The following is an 18,292-nucleotide window of genomic DNA, read 5'->3' on the forward strand; positions in this document are numbered from 1 at the left end:
GACTGCTCACCCCACCCATCCACTCTTCCCATCCATGCGCAAGGGGATGGAAAGACTCGTTTGGCGAGGTGCGCGTGCTGACAACGCCACAGCTCATGGGTATTCTGGCAACGCGGATTGGGGGGCAAGCTCAGAAGTTTCTGAGGAGGCACAGAAGGAAGAGGGAGAGGGGTATTTCTCCTCTCCCTCAAAAGCAAGCGACAAGGAAAACCTTTTTCAGTTCTTTTCATTCGAGAGCAATGCAGCCTCTTGTTCACCACCAAGCGTTTGTTTTGTCATCTGGTGCCTCTGAAGAAGCGGAAGAGCGATCCATACACAAACAATGGCGAGGAGCGTAATGAGCGAAGCTAAGGCATAGACTTGAAAATGCCCCCACGCTGTGTAGATGAAGCCACCAACGAGTGGTCCGACAACCCATCCAAGCGATTGCAACGATTGCATCGCTCCACTCACACGACCTTGTTCGCGCCGTCCAACCATTCCAGAGACAAGACCTCGCAGAGCGTTTTCAACAAGGCTACCCGAACCTGCGAAGAGAATGATACCGACAAGCAAGAGGAGTGGTATGGCAAGAAACGCGATAGAACCAAGCACGAGGCAGCTGATGCCGACAAGCACGAAAGCAATGAGACCGAGCCGGGCGTTTCCCAGCATTGCGAGGAGCCTGCCTACCAACACACCCTGTACCAGAATGTCTACCGCGCCGAGCACGGTGACCACAAGACTGGCCTGCGTGGCATTGAAGCCAAGGCTATCTTTCATCAAGACGGTGATCGTCGTCTGCAACATGCCCACTGGGAAAGCGTACAAGAACCAGGCCAGCAGTAACCAGCGCACGTTTGCCCAACGAAACGCGGACGCCAGTTGTTTCAAGGGATTGAGTTCGCTCACAGAAATCGAGGTGATGCGGTGCTCGTTGTCCAAACTCTCTGGTAACAAGAAGTATCCCCAGACAAGGGTAAGCAGGAGAAGGCCAGCCGCAGCAAGAAAGGGAGCGCGATCGTTGATCGTTGCCAACAGTCCACCAAGCACAGGGCCAATGAGAGAACCGATACTTGCCGCAGCACCCAGCATGCCAAAGTACTTGCCACGATCCTTTGGTTCCGTGATATCAGCGACATAGCCAAACAAGACACTGATGTTGCCACCTGTCAATCCATCGATGATGCGTCCGAGGAAGAGCAACCAGAGCGCACCGCCAAGGCCCAGGATGAGATAGCCAAACACGGAACCAAGGAGACAGATGAAGAGAATGGGACGTCGCCCAAAACGGTCGGAAAGCACGCCTAAACCTGGCGCGGCGATCAACTGGCAGATCGCATAGACTGCCGTCAGCCACCCCACGATGACTGCGAGAGTATTCGGATGAGCCAGGTACTGGACCGTGAGAAACGGAACAAGAGGGACAATGATCGTTATACCCATCGTATTCAAAAGGGCGATAACGAGAAGAAGCACAAGAGATGTGCGTCCTACAGACGTGTTTGTAGGACCAGCTGATTTGTTCATGGAGGTGTTCTACCTTTGCAAAAAATTCTATCCTCCTCCACCTGTGAAGGAGGAGCATGAATCTTTTCAAACAAGTCCCAGCTGTCTCGCGCGGTAGATACGCTGCACACCTGTTTACGAACGGTTTTCACGGAGAAGAAATGGGGAACGGGAGAGCTTCTCTTGCTACTCTCTCTCCTCGCCGTGCGCCGCATGCGGCTCGAACACATTCGTACGATGAGCAAGAACGCTAACCATGAATATTTGTTGGAGGAGTTGTCAGCGCTTCACCCTTGCTTCATCGATATATTTGCTGTGGTATACTTGCTATTTGCTTTTTGAAAAGATGTGCTCACCTTATCACAGGGCGTTTCTGTCTGTCAAGCGTCGTTTCCTCTCTCCACTCAGCATCTTACAATCAACCATTTAATGGCGCTCGCTGTTCAGCTTTTCCTGTGGGGAAGACTCAGACCACTGGCCAGCCTTCCTCCCCCAACCTACCCATATGCGACCAGGTCAACTGACGAAGCTCATCTCGACGCAGCCCAGTGTCAAGGGCGAGAAGCACTACCGCTTCCAGTGGATGTGCATGCAGCCCCTCATGTAGTGCCTGAAGGTGCTCTGCGGTTGGAAGTGGTTTGTCTACCTCTTGCTTCTTGACTCTTTGGCGGGTGTATAGCCTCTGCGGCGCATCTCACGTGGGCCAGGCATGCTTGCAGGAAGATGATCGCCAGGGCTATATTTGCGCTTTTGCTCCTGAATATCATCATCATTCATATGCATGTACAACTTGACGGTCGCCATGTCGTCATGCCCTAAGAGTTCTTGCAGGCTGAAGGGGTCCTTGTCAAGCTTGAGATAGCGAATAGCAAAGGTATGACGAAAGATGTGAGGACTGATACGCTTGCCGGTGATGCCCGCACGCTTCTTCAGGCGCGCAAACAAGAGGGTAATCCCATTTTTGGTTAATGGCCGTCTCGTTTCTGCGAGAAAGAGGTGATCCTCTCCAAGACTGCCCCACTCAACAAGTTCCTCCTCATCAGGTCGATGGCGGTCGACATAGTAGAAGAGGTTGCGCAGGCAGTTTTGCCCTAGCGCTATCCGTCGCTCTTTCGCGCCCTTTCCTTTGACGGTCATGATGCCATGCTTACGATCAACGTCACCCAGGCGCAAATTGGTCAGTTCGGAGACACGAATATCTGTATCGTAGAAGAGCCAGAGGATGGCACGGTTACGCACCGTTGCTCGCTCGGCGAAACGTCCATCTTCATTGGGAGGAGTACAGGCAAGCAGCAACTTTTCAAATTCCTCGTCAGTGATAGTCTGGATTAAGGGCTTGCCAACTTTCGGAAACGCGACCCGGTCAAATGGGCTTTCCGTGAGGAGGTTCTGGCGTATCAGCCAGTAAAAAAAGGCGCGAGCAGAGCGAGCATAGGTCTGGATGGTTCTTTCGCCGCGCACTTTGCCACGCGCCCCCGGTGTTTTGCGCATAAAGACAAACCAGGCGCTGATATCGGGTGCATCAACCTCAGTAATGGAGGAAATGCCTCGTTCTTGTTCGAGGTACTGGCGCATGAGTCCAAGTGCAGTCTCATGCCACTCAAGTGTCTTTTGGCTATGGTTGCCACCTTCGTGATCATCCAGGTAGTTCTGGATCGCACGCTCCAGCGTGACTATCGTGCGTTTTTTTGTTGAACGCTCCTGGTGATGCTCTTTTGCGGATGGGCGCGTGGGAAGCTGCGCTTCTCCTAAAAGCGCCTGCGCGTCGGATTTGGCGCGTTGGACTCTGGCACGCGCCTGCGTGACACCATTCCCATTGCGGGAACGAGCACGAGAGCGAGGAGTTTCTACCAAAGAGGTGCCTGGTTGCGTAGAGCGTAATGGTTGGTTGTCTGTCACCATGAGTATCTTGTCTTCTTCAACGAGATCAATGAGCCATGTGCGTAAGCAGGTCCTGGCTCAATACTACCTGTCCAAGGGAGGCAGGTGAGGGGCAGGGAGAGGGAGTTGAGAGGCAGGGAGAGGGAAGACAACGTGACAGACCGAGAAGGAAGCAGAACGTCACATCCTGCAAGACAGAGTGTTCCCTGAAACAGGTCTTGTGACACCTCATTTCGCGGCAGGATGTCAAGCCTGAAAGGGCAGGATGTTTCGCGTATCCCAACCTTGCGACACCCTTTTTTGCGGCAGGGCATCGCCTGCCAGGGGGCAGGGCATCGCCTGCCAGGGGGCAGGGCGTCGCCTGCCAGGGGGCAGGGTGTCGCCTGCCAGGGGGCAGGGTGTCGTCTGCTTTGGAGGCAGAGTGTTGCACTGCGCGAGGCAGGATGTCTGCCATTTTGGAGGCAGGATGTGGTTGGAGGGATATTGATCCAAAACGACATCGTCCCTTTGCTTCCTTCTGACCGGTCACTTCATGTGAAGTGGCCTCTCATCAGCTTGCAAAGGGACGATTGATGGATGAAAAGCGGGAGACGAGACTCGAACTCGCGACAGCCTGCTTGGAAGGCAGCGCTTCACAAGAACACCTCCTGCTTGCTATAGAACAGCCTGATAAGCTAATCCGCCCATGATGATATCTCCATGAGCTTGATCAACATAGCATGTTACGAAACGTTTTGCCATCTCTCAACTCTTATGCATGAGCTTTCAAAAAATTCTGCACATATATGCCTTCAAGAGAAGCTTCTTATACATGAGCTTTTCCCAAGCGAAAGTTCCATCTACGAAGAATTTCTTCCCTTTTGGGCATATATGTCACTCAGACTTTTTCGCTCCAAGAACAGATATTTCATAGTCTTCTGAAAGCAGATGATCTCCTCTCAGAAGTCACTATAAGCAGTTTGCCTCTTGACTTATCACTCTGTTTTTTGCTAAATTAGTTATACGTATAGCGAGTAAAATATTCGATGTTGTTTTGAGAGTGAAGGTGAACATGAACAAGCAGGGGAAAAGCACCCGCAGAACGGAGGCTGCCGAGGCCAGCAAACAAGCGATTCTGGATGCCGCTGAAACAGTTTTTGCGGAAAAAGGCTATGATGCTGCGAGTCTTCAGGAGATTTGTGATCTGGCAGGAGTGACGCGTGGTCTGCCCAACTACTTTTTTGGTTCGAAGGAGGGCCTCTATCGCGCTGTCCTGGCACGAACCTTTACACACGCGCAAGAGTTGGTCACGTTTATTCATGAACAGGCACATGCTCCTGGTGTCAATGCGCAGGAGATTCTGCGTGTGGTCATTGAGCGTCTGTTTGATGACCTTACAACGCATCCAACTTTTGTGCGTTTGACCGAGTGGGAAGCTTTGCATGGCGCCCGCTACCTGGGCAATCTTCCATCTCAGTTCCAGCTCTTGCGCGAGGCCATACACGCGTTACAGGAGGATTTAGGGTGGCAAGGTGATGCCGAGCAATTTCTCATTGCTCTCACCGCTCTCTGCTGGTTCCCTACGGCCCATGCTGAAACATTCCTCAGACCATTGGGCGTCAATGTCCATGATCCCAACTTCCATGCCCGGTATAAACAGCATGTTGTGCATCTGTTGCTTGGTGACATCCCTGACCATCCCAATACAGACTAATTGATCCTATCCTTGTAAGATAAGGCTGTTTTTTTTACCTGCTATATTCGCTGTATGTTCAGCGAATATATGGCTATCAATAGAAAGAGAGAAGCATATGAAACATTTCTGGTTAAAGCACAGGTGGTTACGTCGAACGATTTATAGTTTTGTCGCTTTGTTGTCACTTTGCCTCGTTGCCTTATTATTCGTTGCTTATATCTACATGCCTCCGGAGGATCATACACATGTACCTGCCTATTTGAGACAAATTCAGGAGCAGCACCTCGATCACTACATCGACGCGGGCAACTTTCGTTTGCATTATCTGCATGAAGGGAGTGGAGAGCCGGTCGTACTCATGCCAGGTGGTGGTGCCTGGATCTATGAATTTCGTTCTATCACCGCCGCTCTGGCACCACATTACTCAGTCTACGTCATTGATCCGCCAGGTGATGGGTATACAACGCCGACCGCAAAGAATCCCAACTTTACAACCATTTACACGCTGGACTCGATTGACCAGTCGTTGCTAACGTTTATGAATAAGCTGCACATCCCCAGGGCCGTATTCGGCGGTAATTCCTGGGGCGGTGGCATGGCTCTGTACTTTACCGAGAAACATCCTGAGCGGGTAATCAAATATGTCGGCATGGACAATACAGGTTTAGATCTCCCCGACCCGTGGTTTTATGAGCTTGCAAAGTGGCCGGTAATTGGCGAAGCCGCAATGAAGCTCTCTATGCCAACAAGCGTTGATGCGACGAGGCAACTGTTGGAGGGACTCCTGGCCAATAAGTCAGAGGTGACAGCTGATATGGCACAAGAACTCTATCCCCCGCTGACTTTTCAGTGCAACCTGGTCTCGCAGTGGGTGCTAGAACGCAATCTTGATTGGAGCGTGACAGATCAACTCATTCCAAAAATGAAGACGCCGACCCTGGTCATCTGGGGCAAGCAAGATACGATTGAGGACTCATCCAGCTATGTTCGGCGCTGGCACCAATTGGACCCACAGGCCACCATTGTTGTGCTCGATCATGCCGGACACCTCGTTTATGATGATCAGCCTGAAAAAGTGAAACAGTTGCTCTTGAGCTTTTTAGCCGCATAGGGAAGAGGAGGAAATAATGGATCAATATATAAAAGAACTCGCGGGAATTTTGGTCTCATTAGCGCTTGTAGCCGATGGCTTACTGCATATATACTGGGCGACAGGCCGACTTTGGCCCGCACGCGATAAACTCTCACTGGCGCAGGCGGTACTCAACATAAACAAAACCCGCTCCTTCAGGCCAGCGGTCCTTGTTCCACTCGCCTGCCTGCTGTTTTGTGGTGCCTTGATTGTGTTAGCTCGGGTCCATTATCTTGGGATGTTTGAACAACTCATTCCCAGTTCGTTGCTTCAACTCGGCACTCTGGCCGTTACGATAGGACTCCTACTGCGTGGTCTAGCAGGGATTGTGTGGGCACTACGCCTGGCCGCATCCAGGAGTGAAATGTTCTACAAACTCAATCTCATAGTTTATACGCCCCTTTGCCTGGTACTCTTTGTCGCCGCGGCGGCGGCAGCGTCCTTCTAAGGTTTGAGAGAAACAGCTTTGCGTATCTTCCTGCTTCACCCGGAGCCTGTTGGATGGGGCAGGACGGCGTCTCTTTTCTTCAGAGCCTTCAGTGGAGGCACAACGCCTTTTCTTGTGACAAAATCCGGCCGCTACTCGTCAGAAGAGTAAGCGGTCAGTAATGTGTGAACCGCTCCCCCTTTTGAGAGAGTAATGGATGGTATCTTCTATGCCGATTCTGGTCCACCTGACAGCTACAAAAGATGTAAAACGTATTCGCAAAGCTGGTATCCGCAAGGGGCGTGGTGTCTATTGTATGCCCGTCATGCAAAATTACTATGTCTCGCATCAGTGGCTGCGCGAACTCAAGCGCCGAGGACAGCGTACCTTTGTGGGCATCTACTTTCACGTGCCGGATGAGGAAATGGTCTGGTTTGGCCGTTATGCTCGACCGCATGAGCATCTACCCGTGACTGAGGCTATCAGCGAACTTATGCAGCAAGATGACCCGCAAGGGTTTGAGCTGATCATTCCGCGCTCAATTAGCGCCAAAGATATTCGCAAAGTCCAATCTATTTCGCGAGTGGTGGGCTGGCGCTATATGCCAGATGCGCGTGAGCGCGCCTGGTGTACCTGCCCGGTCTGTGTGTCGCGTGGAGAATTCAATTCTCAAAAGAAACGTCTCCAACATACACGCCGCCCGAAAAAAGCCAGCCAGGAGTAAGTGGGAAGATTTGCAGCTTCCCACTTTGTTCATGTATATATCCACATATTTTTCTTAAAATACTATGAATTGGAGCATCAATGTCTTCTCGTGTGCAGATGAATCCTAAGGTGGCGGTTAGTGTGGTCTTCGTCGCGGCAATGTTTATGAGTATTATGGACTCGACGGTCGTGAACGTGGCTCTCCCCGCTTTGAGCCGCCAGTTTAATGTGACTGGTACGGCTATTGACGCTATTGTTGTGGGCTATCTCGTAAGCCTGGCGGTGATTATTCCTGTCTCGGGTTGGCTGGGTGATCGCGTGGGAACCAAGCGAATCTTTGTTAGCGCGCTCGTCCTCTTTACTGTCGCCTCCGCCCTCTGTGGCCTGGCAACGAGCCTGCCAATGCTGGTCGCGTTTCGCGTCTTGCAGGGCCTGGCGGGTGGCGCCCTGACCCCTGTCGGCACCGCCATTCTCTACCGGACCTTTCCGCCCGAGGAGCGTGTGCAGGTCTCACGCATCCTCAATATCCCGACCGTGATCGCGCCCGCCACGGGTCCGATTATCGGAGGCCTGCTGGTGGATAAGCTCTCCTGGCGCTGGGTCTTTTATATTAATGTCCCCCTGGGCATCCTGGCCAGTATTTTCGCCCTGTTCTTCCTGCATGAGTATTACGAAAACACTAATAAGCGCTTCGATATCCTGGGCTTCCTCCTGGCAGGTATCGGCCTGGCGTTGACCATGTATGCGCTGAGCGAGGGACCGGTCTATGGCTGGACCAACGGTACCATTCTGGGCACGGGTATCGTGGGCCTGCTTATGCTGGTTGCCTTTGTGTTTGTCGAGCTCAGCTCGACGCATCCCATGCTCGATCTGCACCTGTTCAATAACAAGCTCTTCCGCACCTGTAACCTGGTCACAGTCTTCTCGGGCGCGGGCTTTATGGGCTTGCTCTACGCTGCCCCGCTCTTCCTCCAGGAGGCGCGTGGCGTCTCCGCGTTTACCTCGGGCCTGACGACCTTCCCCGAGGCGCTCGGCGTTCTCGTCTCAACCCAGATTGTGGCGCGTCTCTATCCCAAGGTGGGACCACGCCGCCTCATCGCTGGTGGCTTGATCGGGGTTACGATTATCGAGCTGTGCATGCTTAGCATGGGCATGGATACCAGCCTGTGGGTGATGCGTGGGCTGATGTTCTTGACCGGGGCAGGCATGGCCTATGCCTTTATCCCTGTGCAGGCTGCGGCCTTCGCGACGATTTCGCCTGCTGAAACCGGCCAGGCCTCGGCGCTGAACAATGCCCAGCGCCAGGTGGGAGCCTCGCTTGGCGTAGCGCTTATCAGTACCGTCATGAGCACCGTCGGAATGACACATATCGCCAATGGTAGCGTTCAGCCGAATCTGACGGCCTATCACGCCGCCTTCATCACCTCGGCCATTCTCGCGGTCATCGCAGTCAGTTTCGCCCTGCGCGTGCGCGATAAGGACGCTGCCTCCACCATGCGTCAGCGCGGGAAACAGGTCGAGCCCGAGCAGGTACTGGAGTCTGCGCTCCAGGTCGAAGCCGGCATATAACGCAATAGAGCTGACCGACGCTGCTAAAGCGCGCATCTATATACCATTATACGCAGATGCGTGCTTTAGCAGCGTCGGGCCTCTAGGTGTCTTAAAAGCCTTCCTTTGAGGTTTTTTCTGTGCTGGGCCAGGTCCCGCCCCATTCCTCGGGGTCAGCGTCGGCGACGGATTGTGAGAAGGTCCAGCGATGGCCACCAGGATCTTCGACGATGTATTGCCTCTCCCCATAAGGGTAAGTTGTTGGTGGTCGCAAGATGTGCGCGCCACGTTCGCACGTAAATTCATAGTGGCGGTCCACATCCTCTACGCGTATTAGTACAGAGTGACTCTCAGCGCGAGAAGACGTTTCTGGCTTCCCCTCATTTACAATAACCGCAGCATCACCCACCGTAAGCTGAACGCGATGATGGCCTATGAGTAGGCGCTCTTTAAAACCAAATGTTTTGCAAAGCCACTCTGCAGCCTGCAGTACATCTTCGTAAGCCAGTACAGGAATAACTGTGCTCGCTGGTATAGAGCGATTCGTTACCGATTTGCCTGAGGCAAAATACATATCCCGACTCCTCCGCAAAACTGTTCATCCTTCTATAACTCAGTATACACAAAAAAGAACGCGTGTTCAATGTTAATGCCCTTATGGTAACGATGGACCACCACGACTGTATGTTGTTGCGTCCAGGATGGCCAGCCAGTCGAAATCAGTGAGGCTTTGAGGCGTGAGGGCGAAGTAGGTAGGGTTCTTCGCGCTGCCAGAGCGAGTTGGAAGTGCTGTAATCTCCGCGTTTGGAAGCCCCTGCTCCCGGTGAGTGAGAAGGAAACGTGCTGGCCCCGGCATGACAGTCAGGCGGCCCTCAAGCGTGCCGGGTTCGGGCTGGCCGATGCCATTGGCCTCCGAAACACCCACTGCTGAACCGATGACGGCATAGCGCGAGCCAAGCATCTCATGAAGGTGCGCGCCCGCCGGCCACCATGTGTGGAGATCGGGGCCGAGCTGCCACTCTGTTTTACCACGGCGCAAATGGCTGTTGTGAGCGAAGACAAATACTTTCCCTCGGCCCCGCTCACGCGCCACCATGTACACCAGGTTATCCGCCATCAATGCATCACGCATACCGAGAAGTTTGGCAGTTCGGTCGCTCGTTACTCGCGCCACGGTGGCGTGATAGTTCAGTAACTGCCTTGCCACTCTAGCATAATGCACAACTTCTAAGTAGCGGCGCTCGTCGCTCATCGCCACCAGTTCGGGACGGCGTACGTGCAGTTCTGAAATGAGGTCCTCCGTCTCAATTCGTAGTGCCGTTGCGGCTGGCGAGAGGCCTGTCGACTGCGCCGGATCCATCATGGCGGCCGGATTCTCCCAATCGGTGTCTTGACCAAGCAATAGGTCAATGTGCTGGCAATACTCCTGGCCGCTAGCAGGATCAACCGAGGTGAGGTAGTCGAGCACAAAGTGCAGGACCTGGCGTGGACTATCGCTGCCCATCATTTCAGTTGGGCTATCGAAGCCATAAAACTGGAGTTTGATATGATGGGAAGGATCGGAATTGTATTGCCTCATCCACTCCACGAGTTCTCGATTTGCGTCGAGTCGGCCAAAACCGTGGCTAAATCCAGTGTCCTGCACTGCCTCATACGATGCCGGACCATGACCAGCCATGTACTCGTTCACGATGTGCGCCCGAGGGAAACTGCTCTCAATGGCAATGGCGCTATAGTCATGCGCCTCCACCAGGTGCTGGAAGAGGCGGTTGCGTAGAATGAGAAGGTCCTCGCCTCCGTGAAGCGCTTCGCCTAAGCCAAGCAGTTCCACCGAATCGCTAAGGGAAGCGCTCACCTGGTCGACAGCGGCGCTGAAGGCCTTCGGTTCATCGAGAGAGAAGGGAAGCGCCTCGCGCGCAATCCAGTCATCGAGGGTTGTATATGTGAGGACCGGGTGAGTCATCAGGCAAAACCTCCGTTGTTTTCACTTTTGCTTTCATCTGCTTCAGATCCACGCTGGCCAGGCTTTTTTCAGATCACACCTACTTTATAACACAGATGCAAGTATGGAGAGTTAAGTTCTGATTCCATGTGGTATAAAGAGGCATGTAAATGCGAAAAGTCTTCACATATATCTGAGGGTTTTACATGGTACTTCGCGATTCTCTGCGTACTATTGACCTGGCCAGGGCCACAGGGATCAGTGTTCAGCAGGTACGTAACTATGAGGCCTGGGGGCTGCTACCAGCGGCCTCGCGCAGCAAGAGCGGCTATCGTCTCTATACCCAGCGCCACCTTGCCGCGCTCAAGACCGCTCGCGGCATGGTCGGTGGCTATAGCTGGCAACGGACGTCGGCGATTATGCAGGCCCTTCACCAGGGGGACCTTTCTGCCTCGCTGGCCCTGATAGACTCACGCCACGCCGAGCTTGCCAACAAACGTCTGCAAGTTGAGCAGACGTTTTCGGCGCTGCATGCATTGGCCGCGCAACCCGCTTCTCTACAAAGCGCGCACCCTTCCCAGAGTCTCCGCGTGGGAGAGGCAGCCAGGCAGGTGGGTGTGCGTGTCTCGGCCCTGCATTTCTGGGAACAGCAGGGTCTTCTGCGCCCGGTACGCGACCAGGATAGCCGCTATCGCCTCTATGACGAGCAACAGATGCAGCGCCTGCGCGTGATCGTCCTGCTCAGGGAGGCTGGCTATAACTTCGATGTGATCCAATCAGTCCTGGACGAGCTGGCGGCAGGTCGGCCAGAAAAAGCTATTGTGACAGTGGAGAAGAGGCGCGAGGAACTGACGCGAACAAGCTGGCTGTGTGTTAAGGCGATGGCCAACTTTCAGCACTATGTACACGAGTTTTGTGGGGAGCTAGAGAGCATGTAAGGTCCATGTTAGCTTGGGCCCTACATGTGTGGGGAAAAGGCGTCTCTTGCCTTTGTGTTGCCACTGATTCGGCTATAGAATTATGGAGAAGGAATATTGGCTAATCACAGTTTAGCATTAGCAGCTACGGACATGCTCACGCGCCTTACTGGCTCACGAGAGCCGCTGAAGCCGCTCTATACACAACCTGATCGCGCTATCTTCCTGGCTGAAGAGGCACGCATTACCTTGAAGGTATATAGCGACGTACGAGCGCTACGACGTGATTATAAAGTCGCACAGCAGGCGGCATCAGCCGGGCTGCCAACACCGAAGGTCCTGAACTTTGAAGCGGGTCCGCCCGCAGTCTTCGCCATGCGCCAGGTGATCGGCGTTCCTCTCTCCTCACACTATCCAGACGCCGCCAGGGAAGCAGGAGTGTATCTGCGATGCTTACATGGGTTGGGCGCACAACCGCCCTTCTCAGGAGGCCAGCAACACTGGGAAGAGTTTATTTTGTGGTGGGGCAACCTGGAGATCGAGCAGGCCAGGCAAGCAGGCGTGCTCGATAAGGGGCAAGCAAGAGGATTGCGAGAACGCTTTGAACGCCTGCGGCCTCTTCTGGCACAACGCCCAATTGGACTGCTTCATGGTGATCTTCAGGATGAGCATATTCTGCTTGATCCCCAGAGCCAGAAGGTTCTGGCCTTTCTGGATTTTATCGACGCGCAGCCTGGCGACCCGCTCCTGGATATCGCGGTTCTCACGCTGTGGGACCATGCGCTGACAGCTCCCTTCCTAGAGGGCTATGGCACCATCGCAAACAACGCAGAGACACAGCACTTACTGGCCCACTATCGCCTTCTGCGCCTACTGGGTTCGATCACGTGGTTGCTGAATCGAGGCTTTCACGATCTCGCCGCGAAATACAGGATCGAGTTGGAGCTTGCTATAGAGGCATAGTTAAGCTCAATCGGCTATATGAAGCACAATGCGTCCGCGCCCGTGACCACTTTGACTGAGTTCATGGGCGTGTTCTGCTTGGTGAAGGGGAAAGGTTCGCGCAATAACGGTTCGCGCCTGGCCTTTGACCAATAATTGCTCTATATCTCCCAGGAGGCGGGTCGATGGATAGGGAAGCGAAGCCGTGTTCTTCGTAGCGCGGATGCCTAACGCTTGCGCCTGCTCCTGCGATGGTGATACAAGAAGCGATACCAGTATGCCCCCTCGCCTGACCACGTGCAAAGAACGTCCCAATACATCGCCGCCTATCGGGTCCAGCACGACATCTACATCTTGCACCACCTGCTCAAATGGCGTCGTTGTATAATCTACTACAGTCTCGGCGCCAAGGGAGCGTACGAAGTCTACATTAGGCGTCGACGCAGTTCCAATGACTCGTGCCCCCTTCCAGCGGGCAAACTGGACGGCGAAGAGTCCCACGCCACCCGCCGCCCCATGAATCAGGATGCTTTGTCCAGCTCGCAATTCAGCTGTCTCAAAGAGTGCCGTCCAGGCAGTTGTTGCTCCACCTGAAATCGTCGCCGCTTCATCGAAGCTGAGCGCTTCTGGCTTAAGTGCCAGGTTCTCTACTGCAGCGGTTGTATACTCGGCATAGCTTCCCTTATTGCTGCGACCATAGACCGCCTGCCCCTTCCGAAACTCACTAACGCCACGACCAACCGCCTCTACGACTCCAGCAACAGCACTACCTGGAATATAAGGGAAAGATGCTGGCATAATGGCGTGAAACGCTCCCTGACGGATCTTCCACTCAATTGGCAGTACACCCGTAGCATGAACACGTATCAGCACCTCACCTATGGCTGGCTCTGGCCGTGCTACTTCCTCAAGTTTTAGTTCTTCAGGTCCGCCATATTGCTGAACCTGTATAGCCTTCATTGTCTGTGGCGGCATACATACAACCTCCTCTATTATTTGCCTTCAATAGTAGCATGGTAGTGTAACAAGGTCGTGAGGCAAACGGTCAGTATCTAACCTGTACTAATGGGCAAGAGAGTAGGCTCCTAATCTATTCTCGACCAGTCCAAAAAAGCTTTGGATAAGACGACGATTCTGGTGTTGGTTCCCGAACTGATGTTATACTGTTCGGGAACTAACTAGAAAGAAGACCAGTCCTCAATGAAATACGTTGTACAGGAAGACGCATACGTCTATGCCTCTACAAAACCTTCTTTGGTTCCATTGTTGGCTGTTGAGACTCCTGCTTGGTATGCCTGGGTTGAGGAGGTGGCGCAATTCACCTTTCATAGTCAGTATGGAGCATTTTCCGCGCGCAAAGAACGGGTATCTAATGGTCGTGGTGGCTCGTACTGGCGGGCTTATCGCAAAAAGCAAGGAAAGCTCTATCGAGTCTATCTAGGCAAAAGCAACCAGTTAACAATGGCCCGACTCAAGGCTGTGGCTCAGGAACTGGCTCAACGTCTGGAGCAGGAAGACGATAAACGTAATTCATGGGTGACAGAAAAAAACGAGAAATCAGCAGTTCTTGCGGCGTTAAACGTGAGTAAGAGCCACAAGATAGTGCACAATCGGCCTACTTACCATCTGTTGCATACAAAATTGCACATCCCTGTGTTCCAGGCACATCTGGTCGCGCGCGCTCGGCTTGTCCAGCGCCTCAATGTGGGCCTGCGGCGCCGCTTGATTCTGCTCTCTGCCGCGGCAGGGTCTGGAAAAACGACTTTGCTCAGCGAATGGGTGCGCCAATCTTCTGCGCTGATCGCCTGGGTCGCGTTGGATAAAGAAGATAACGATCCCGCGCGTTTCTGGTCGTACATTCTTGCTGCTCTGCAACGAGCCTCACTTGAGAATGTCACACCTCTCCTGGAAATGGTGCGCTCCCAGCCGCCTGTGTCGCTCGTACCAACAGTGCGCGAATTGCTAAATATTCTAGGCGAAGAGGGCAACGAGACAGTGATTATCCTGGATGATTATCATCTCATTGAAGCGCAGGCTATTCATGACTCACTGGTGTTTTTCCTCGACCATCTACCCAAGCACGTTCATCTTGTGCTCGCCTCGCGTCACGAGTTACCTTTCTCTATTGCCTCACTCCGTGCCAAACGTCATCTCGTTGAGCTACATTCCGCCGATCTCTCCTTCACATCCGCCGAGGCCGAGGTCTTTTTTGCGCAGACCGAACATCTTGCGCTGGCAAAGGCTGATATAGAGATGCTGATGGAACGTACCGAAGGGTGGATTACCGGCTTGCAACTGGCCGCTCTTTCATTGTATTCGCTCCAGGATACTGCTCAGTTTATCTCTTCATTCAAAGGGAGCCATCGTTTTATTCTGAGCTACTTGGTAGACGAGGTGCTGGAGCGCCAGCCAGAGCATGTGCAACGTTTCTTGCTGGCTACCTCGGTACTAGAACGCTTTACGGCTTCCCTTTGTGATACTCTGATTGGCGAGAAGAATGGGACAACTATGCTGGCCTACCTGGAACAGAAGAATCTCTTTCTCTTTCCTCTGGACAACGAAGGCCGCTGGTATCGCTATCATCATCTCCTAATGGAGGCCTTGAGTAATCGTGTGCGCCAGGAACAACCAGAGTATTTTGGCACACTCCATCGACTGGCCAGTGCGTGGTATGAGCAACATAATTTGCTGGAAGATGCGATCCGACACGCGCTGGCCGCGACGGATTTTGTACGCGCAGCAGATCTGCTTGAGCGTCTGGTTGATACGATGCTCAAACAGAATGAGTTTGCCAGTGTCACACTCTGGAAGGAACTTTTGCCAACTGATTTACTGACAGAGCGCCCCTGGCTATGCCAGGCTTTGGTCAGATTGTACATTGCAAGTGGGCGTCTGGACCAGGCGGAAGAAATCTTGCGCGATTTGGAACACGTAGGCATTGAGAAGATAGCTTCCAACATGGTTGATACGTTTCGTGGACGCGTAGCAGCACTCTACGCACATCTGTATAGCTCGAGAGGAGAAGCGCAGAAGTCTCTGGCTTACGTGTTCGAGGCTCTGGCTCTCCTACCAAAGGATGATCTGGAGTGGAGGACCAGCGTGCGAGCCGCAATGGGCGGGGCTTACTTGCATGCTGGCAACCTGGTCGAAGCTGAGCAGGTGTTGCGTGAAGTTGTTCACCCTGACCTTCAGAGGCATGATCCTTATCGCGCACTCACTGCTTTACATCTCTTGGGGCAGACACAGGTTTTGCTGGGTCGGCCTGGCCTGGCAAATGCGACGTATCGACAAGGTATTCAGCTCGCTACCCATCATGGTCTGATGCATTCCGCCGTGATGGGGCATATCCATGCTGGATATGGAAATCTGTTGTATGAGTGGAATGATCTGGAGGGCGCGCAGAACCATCTGGTCGCAGGTCTTGAACTAGCCAGGCGTGGCGGAAATAGTATCCAGGCGATTGACTGCACGCTGACACTGGCTGATGTCAGACTGGCTCAGGGCAGTCTGCAGGACGCGCACACGCTCTTACAGCAAGCCCAGGAACTGGCCCACCAGACCAACGATCCGTTCTTTCTGGATTTTGTCACACGCCGCCCCGTTGTTCTCTGGCTGGCTGCACATGACATAGATGCTGCTGTTCGCTGCGCCCACGCTACAGGGCTCTACTTCTATGGTGAAGTGGAGACCATTGCCTCGCTGCCATCAACCTATTTTCTGCTGATTGAATTGTTGGTCCTGATCCGCCTGTACCTCGCACAGGGCAATCTCCCTGGTGCGAAGAGATTGCTCGCGCAACTTCAGAGTCCTCTCATGAATGGACCGAATAAAAGGCGTCGTATCCAATGGCTGATTCTTCATGCTCTCGCATTGTACGCGGAAGAACATGTTCCTGAAGCAACAGGAGAGCTAGCGCTGGCGTTAGAACTGGCCGAACCTCTGGGCTATAGCCGTACATTTATTGACATGGGTGAAGCGCTTCTACCTCTTCTCAAGATTTTGCGCAATCTCAAGCCACTAGCGAACTATTCTCCAAATTACACCCGACAACTCCTGGCTATGCTAGACAAGCAAGATATGGCAGAGAAACCTGCCGAGAACAGCGCAAGCACAGAACTGCTGAGTGAACATGAATTTGTCATCTTGCGCTGCCTGGCGGAAGGATACACAGATCGGGAAATAGCCCGACGTCTCGTACGGGCTGAAAACACAGTCAAGACGCATACCAAACACATTTATGACAAACTCAATGTCCATAGCCGTACGCAAGCAATTGCCCGTGCCAGGGAACTAGGCTTGCTCTAACATCTCCCACTTCTCGATAGTTGCTCGATTGATTTCATCTTTGCACATTGCAATACCTCGTTTAGGTGATGACATACCCCCTTTTTATCGGCTACAGTCGTGGAAGGTAGGGCTCATGGCATTACATACGCCGCACACATCAACTTACCTTACTAGTAGTGCGACGGCGGAAGGCCTTGTTGCAATTTACCTAAATACTACTGTTTCTGCTCTAAAAATAAAGGTAGAAAGAATGAATAAACAACAAGATATTGCAAAAACGCACCAGAGGGATATCACCCCAATGCATCTGATCGTTCGTGTCGTCATTGGAGGATTGTTATCGGCGGTTGTGCTCACCGTGTTTGCGTCTCTCTTGTCATCTGGGAAACCATCGGCTACATTCACCGCACAAAATATCATTATCCGTGTTATTTCTGGTGTGTTCTATGTGGCAAGTATGACTCCTCTGGCCCGTCGAGTCTTTTACCACCGTTTTCCGCGTTTTTTAGCGATTTTTGTGCCACTCTATATCACTGGTACACTTACCGATATGATCGAGGCATATTTTTACACGAGCCTGTTAACCCCGTTTTCCCTGGTTGCGGCGCTGATTATCGAAGGACTGCCTCTGCTATTCATCACCGGTATCATCGCCTGGCTGATTCCGGCGAATGAGGATGCACGGAACGCTCCACGCTTTACTCAGGTGATGCGTGAGCGTCGTTTTTTCTCCTGGACCTGGCGCATCGTGATCGCAGGCGTGCCTTATGCGGCGATTTACCTGTTCTTCGGGATGCTGGTGACACCACTTGAACACGCGTATTATTACGATTCGGCATTTATTGCCTCACTACATACAGTAGTGCCTTCCACTGCAACCACACTCGTCTTGGAGGCGGTACGTGGCATACTCTTTGTGCTGGCAATGCTGCCTATCATCGCCGTGATGCCCAAATCACGCTGGTCCACAGGCCTATATATCGCGCTGGTTGGGGCGGCATTGGAAGCCTGGATTCCTTTACTTGGGCAGACCTCATGGCCGATAATGATGCGCGTAGGCAATGTGCTAGAACTCACTGGAGATGCCTGTGGCCGTGCGCTTCTGATGGCTCTGCTGGTGGTTCTGCCCTCACTTCAGGCAAGCAGATCAGCGCGCCAGCAACTTGCGGCAGATGTCTGATCACTGGGGATTGACCTGAGATCGTCAGAACCCGAGGTGTGACAAGAATTCAGCCTGTAGGTGTTAAACATCAAAACGCTATCAAGAGGCCATTGTTGATGAGTGAGAAAAGAGCAACGATGAGGATACAAAGATAGTAACCTCGTTGCTCTTTTCAAGGATGACGCT

At 52.9% G+C, this 18,292-nt stretch carries 15 protein-coding genes; 9 read left to right on the forward strand and 6 right to left on the reverse strand.

The window, feature by feature from the left end; all coding sequences use genetic code 11:
• Positions 1–216: 216 nt before the first annotated feature.
• From KTE_RS39935 to KTE_RS39945, 3 genes are all read right to left on the reverse strand, one after another.
• Positions 217–1,509, reverse strand: coding sequence for an MFS transporter (locus KTE_RS39935; protein WP_201391810.1), 1,293 nt, complete (start codon positions 1,507–1,509; stop codon positions 217–219).
• A gap of 621 nt (positions 1,510–2,130) precedes the next feature.
• Complete coding sequence (locus tag KTE_RS39940) at positions 2,131–3,390, reverse strand: tyrosine-type recombinase/integrase (protein ID WP_201391812.1); 1,260 nt, start codon at positions 3,388–3,390, stop codon at positions 2,131–2,133.
• Between the two features lie 225 nt (positions 3,391–3,615).
• Positions 3,616–3,861 (reverse strand): hypothetical protein, encoded by a 246-nt coding sequence (locus KTE_RS39945; protein ID WP_201391814.1) that lies wholly within the window; start codon positions 3,859–3,861, stop codon positions 3,616–3,618.
• A 559-nt stretch (positions 3,862–4,420) separates the two neighbouring features.
• Here KTE_RS39945 and KTE_RS39950 point away from each other — a divergent pair.
• The 5 genes from KTE_RS39950 (at position 4,421) to KTE_RS39970 (ending at position 8,877) form a co-directional block, all read left to right on the forward strand.
• Positions 4,421–5,062 (forward strand): TetR/AcrR family transcriptional regulator, encoded by a 642-nt coding sequence (locus tag KTE_RS39950; protein WP_201391816.1) that lies wholly within the window; start codon positions 4,421–4,423, stop codon positions 5,060–5,062.
• A 97-nt stretch (positions 5,063–5,159) separates the two neighbouring features.
• Positions 5,160–6,155 (forward strand): alpha/beta fold hydrolase, encoded by a 996-nt coding sequence (locus KTE_RS39955; protein ID WP_201391818.1) that lies wholly within the window; start codon positions 5,160–5,162, stop codon positions 6,153–6,155.
• Positions 6,156–6,171: 16 nt separating this feature from the next.
• On the forward strand, positions 6,172–6,624 hold the full coding sequence (locus tag KTE_RS39960; RefSeq protein WP_201391820.1) for a DUF3995 domain-containing protein: 453 nt from the start codon (positions 6,172–6,174) through the stop codon (positions 6,622–6,624).
• A 208-nt stretch (positions 6,625–6,832) separates the two neighbouring features.
• Positions 6,833–7,327, forward strand: a complete 495-nt coding sequence (locus KTE_RS39965; protein WP_201391822.1) for a hypothetical protein — start codon at positions 6,833–6,835, stop codon at positions 7,325–7,327.
• An 80-nt stretch (positions 7,328–7,407) separates the two neighbouring features.
• On the forward strand, positions 7,408–8,877 hold the full coding sequence (locus KTE_RS39970; RefSeq protein WP_201391824.1) for an MDR family MFS transporter: 1,470 nt from the start codon (positions 7,408–7,410) through the stop codon (positions 8,875–8,877).
• Positions 8,878–8,968: 91 nt separating this feature from the next.
• Here the strand turns inward: KTE_RS39970 and KTE_RS39975 are convergent, their stop codons facing one another.
• Positions 8,969–9,430 carry a VOC family protein gene (locus KTE_RS39975; protein WP_201391826.1) on the reverse strand — a complete coding sequence of 154 codons (462 nt, stop codon included), beginning with the start codon at positions 9,428–9,430 and terminating at the stop codon, positions 8,969–8,971.
• Positions 9,431–9,511: 81 nt separating this feature from the next.
• Entirely contained in the window at positions 9,512–10,819 is a 1,308-nt protein-coding gene (locus KTE_RS39980; RefSeq protein WP_201391828.1) for an erythromycin esterase family protein, read from the reverse strand.
• Between the two features lie 185 nt (positions 10,820–11,004).
• On the opposite strand from KTE_RS39980, the gene KTE_RS39985 reads away from it, so the two are divergent.
• Together KTE_RS39985 and KTE_RS39990 are read left to right on the forward strand one after the other, a co-directional pair.
• On the forward strand, positions 11,005–11,736 hold the full coding sequence (locus KTE_RS39985; RefSeq protein WP_201376067.1) for a MerR family transcriptional regulator: 732 nt from the start codon (positions 11,005–11,007) through the stop codon (positions 11,734–11,736).
• Between the two features lie 96 nt (positions 11,737–11,832).
• Entirely contained in the window at positions 11,833–12,678 is an 846-nt protein-coding gene (locus KTE_RS39990) for a phosphotransferase enzyme family protein (RefSeq protein WP_201391830.1), read from the forward strand.
• Positions 12,679–12,684: 6 nt separating this feature from the next.
• On the opposite strand, the gene KTE_RS39995 is transcribed toward KTE_RS39990, so the two are convergent.
• Entirely contained in the window at positions 12,685–13,632 is a 948-nt protein-coding gene (locus KTE_RS39995; RefSeq protein ID WP_201391832.1) for an NADP-dependent oxidoreductase, read from the reverse strand.
• A 225-nt stretch (positions 13,633–13,857) separates the two neighbouring features.
• On the opposite strand from KTE_RS39995, the gene KTE_RS40000 reads away from it, so the two are divergent.
• Both KTE_RS40000 and KTE_RS40005 read left to right on the forward strand, forming a co-directional pair.
• Positions 13,858–16,962 (forward strand): LuxR C-terminal-related transcriptional regulator, encoded by a 3,105-nt coding sequence (locus KTE_RS40000; protein ID WP_201391834.1) that lies wholly within the window; start codon positions 13,858–13,860, stop codon positions 16,960–16,962.
• Between the two features lie 115 nt (positions 16,963–17,077).
• The gene (locus tag KTE_RS40005; protein WP_201391836.1) at positions 17,078–18,124 is read left to right on the forward strand and encodes a hypothetical protein; all 1,047 of its coding nucleotides are present in this window, start codon (positions 17,078–17,080) and stop codon (positions 18,122–18,124) included.
• The last annotated feature ends 168 nt before the right edge of the window (positions 18,125–18,292 follow it).

The sequence above is a fragment of the Ktedonobacter sp. SOSP1-85 genome, assembly GCF_016587415.1.
Taxonomy (GTDB): domain Bacteria; phylum Chloroflexota; class Ktedonobacteria; order Ktedonobacterales; family Ktedonobacteraceae; genus Ktedonobacter.

What these genes read in the sequence shown, in the direction of transcription:
- KTE_RS39995 (WP_201391832.1), bottom strand. Translation starts at nt 13,632, where the DNA reads ATGCCGCCACAGACAATGAAGGCTATACAGGTTCAGCAATATGGCGGA.
- KTE_RS39970 (WP_201391824.1), top strand. Translation starts at nt 7,408, where the DNA reads ATGTCTTCTCGTGTGCAGATGAATCCTAAGGTGGCGGTTAGTGTGGTC.
- KTE_RS40005 (WP_201391836.1), top strand. Translation starts at nt 17,078, where the DNA reads ATGGCATTACATACGCCGCACACATCAACTTACCTTACTAGTAGTGCG.
- KTE_RS40000 (WP_201391834.1), top strand. Translation starts at nt 13,858, where the DNA reads ATGAAATACGTTGTACAGGAAGACGCATACGTCTATGCCTCTACAAAA.
- KTE_RS39960 (WP_201391820.1), top strand. Translation starts at nt 6,172, where the DNA reads ATGGATCAATATATAAAAGAACTCGCGGGAATTTTGGTCTCATTAGCG.
- KTE_RS39935 (WP_201391810.1), bottom strand. Translation starts at nt 1,509, where the DNA reads ATGAACAAATCAGCTGGTCCTACAAACACGTCTGTAGGACGCACATCT.
- KTE_RS39965 (WP_201391822.1), top strand. Translation starts at nt 6,833, where the DNA reads ATGCCGATTCTGGTCCACCTGACAGCTACAAAAGATGTAAAACGTATT.
- KTE_RS39985 (WP_201376067.1), top strand. Translation starts at nt 11,005, where the DNA reads ATGGTACTTCGCGATTCTCTGCGTACTATTGACCTGGCCAGGGCCACA.
- KTE_RS39955 (WP_201391818.1), top strand. Translation starts at nt 5,160, where the DNA reads ATGAAACATTTCTGGTTAAAGCACAGGTGGTTACGTCGAACGATTTAT.
- KTE_RS39950 (WP_201391816.1), top strand. Translation starts at nt 4,421, where the DNA reads ATGAACAAGCAGGGGAAAAGCACCCGCAGAACGGAGGCTGCCGAGGCC.
- KTE_RS39975 (WP_201391826.1), bottom strand. Translation starts at nt 9,430, where the DNA reads ATGTATTTTGCCTCAGGCAAATCGGTAACGAATCGCTCTATACCAGCG.
- KTE_RS39940 (WP_201391812.1), bottom strand. Translation starts at nt 3,390, where the DNA reads ATGGTGACAGACAACCAACCATTACGCTCTACGCAACCAGGCACCTCT.
- KTE_RS39980 (WP_201391828.1), bottom strand. Translation starts at nt 10,819, where the DNA reads ATGACTCACCCGGTCCTCACATATACAACCCTCGATGACTGGATTGCG.